Raw genomic sequence first — 1,873 nt, forward strand, 5'->3', positions numbered from 1 at the left:
CAGCGCTCCCTGGCTGGTGCCTTCTCAAAGATTGACTGCGGTTTCCGCAATCCTTCTCTTCTTCTTGGGCTTGCTATTTGGTTTTCAAAGACCGAGCCGCTTGTTTCAACCGCGACTTCCTGCTACCTTGCCGCCGCCTTCTGCTTCTTTCCGGCGTCAGCGGGGCGCCTCTTCTATTTCATCTTCGCGTCCGCTGTCAACCACCCAGTTTCTGCTTTCTTCTCTGCTGCTTCCCGAAGTCTTCAGCGCCGCCCAGTGGCTTCCGCTGCTTCTTTCGGGAGGGCGCGGCTTCTATCTCTCCGCCGCATCCCGTGTCAACCGTTGCTTCGTTGACTCCCTCGCCGCTTCCGCCCTGCTGCTGCCCGGGCTTCTTCGTCGGGGGCGCGGCTTCTATCACCGCCGCATCTTCTGTCAACCCGCTTCGTTGACCGCTGTATTCCGTGCTGTCGGTACATCCTCGCCACGGAGTGCTCCGCGCCAGTGCGCGGGCTTCGGTGCGAGGGGGGCGGCTTGTACCATCGGGATTCGGCGAACACCAGCGTTCTGATCGCAGGGCGTCGGATTTCTTCGGGTGGGGAGAGCGACCTCGTGGATCTAGCCACGGAGTCCGCTCGGGCCTCTCGCCCGCAGGGGAGAGCACTCGGCTACCGGTTGCTTGCCAGGAGGGTCGGCGGGCGCCCCGGCCACGGGCCGGCGAAGACAGCTCCTGCTGTTCTCACCGGCTCACTCCCTGGACGAAGCGACGTTTCGTCAGGAGGCGCTGGGCGCTTTCTTCAGGTGCCAGGACGAAGCGTTCGCTGTTGCCGCCGCTACAGGCCCTTCGAGGGGAGAGCGGGCCACGTCGGAGTGCACCGCTGGGTTGGCTCGACTTCACTCTCGAGAGTGGACGCCATCCGCCTTGGCAGTGGCGCACCGCAGGCCAGCCTTGGGGGCCTCGTACCAGGGCGAGGTCCATCCGGGCTCGTCCCTCTCCAGCCTCGACGGACCTACGCAGGACCGCGTCGCCACCATGGCATGCCCCCCCGCGCGTTCGACTGCGGTGGACCTGATGCGCGCGGAAGGAGCGTTTCCCACGGGGCACTTCCCCTTGAGAACGCGCACGGAGCCTCCCCTGACGATGCCCCCAGTCCATGCCGAATGTGCTCGTCGATTCACGGAACGAGCTGCGCGTTCCTCGCCGAGCTCGCGCCAGGGAAACGGGCCCTCATGCGGCAGCGGTTCATGGACGGCCGCTCTCGGGAGAATGTCGCCGAGTTTCCTTTCCAAGAGGTCCGCACCTACGCTCCGCCATGGAGCAACGCCTGCGAATCAGTTGGCTTCGCTTCAATGCCGACCTGAGGAAGAGCGCTCGTAGCCCCCGATCCCGGCATGCCGCCAGCGGACTCTCCTGGATTATTCACGGGCGCCCCGACGCCGAGTGCTCGCATACGTGTGCGGAAACAGCTCCGCCACTGTCCTCCCTGTGCTGCCGGATAGGCGCGCGCTCGTCTGGAGCGAACAGGTGTCAGCACATGGCCGTTCACAGGCGCCCGCCCTGGCGGAGTTCTCACGTCTCGGAGGCAGTTCCCTGTCCCCTGCTATTAGGTCCCCTGGCCATGAGGACGAACGGAGCGCGCAAGGGGCCCCTTCCCTTCGCCACGGCAATCCCACCGTCGCGCTCGTAGGCCGCTCCTCCTGGACCTCGTATGAGAGGAGAGACATCCTGGTCGTGCACCTTCGAGTTTTGTCTCCCTTCCTCGGGGGAGCGTAAGCGTTCACGGGGTGGTGCACGCCTGAGGGGCCAGTTGGGCTGCGAACGGTGGGCCTCACCCCGCTCGACGTGGACCGAGGACGGATTAGAAATACAGGGACGTGGCCACGCCCGACCCGAGAG

Annotated in this window: 1 protein-coding gene; it reads left to right on the top strand. The window is 65.2% G+C overall.

Features of this window, described 5'->3' with window-relative positions:
* On the top strand, positions 1-333 hold a 333-nt coding region (locus HUW62_RS48295), incomplete at its 5' end, for a hypothetical protein (RefSeq protein WP_217911990.1).
* Positions 334-1,873 lie beyond the last annotated feature (1,540 nt).

This window comes from Myxococcus sp. AM011, from assembly GCF_013372595.1.
GTDB lineage: Bacteria > Myxococcota > Myxococcia > Myxococcales > Myxococcaceae > Myxococcus > Myxococcus eversor.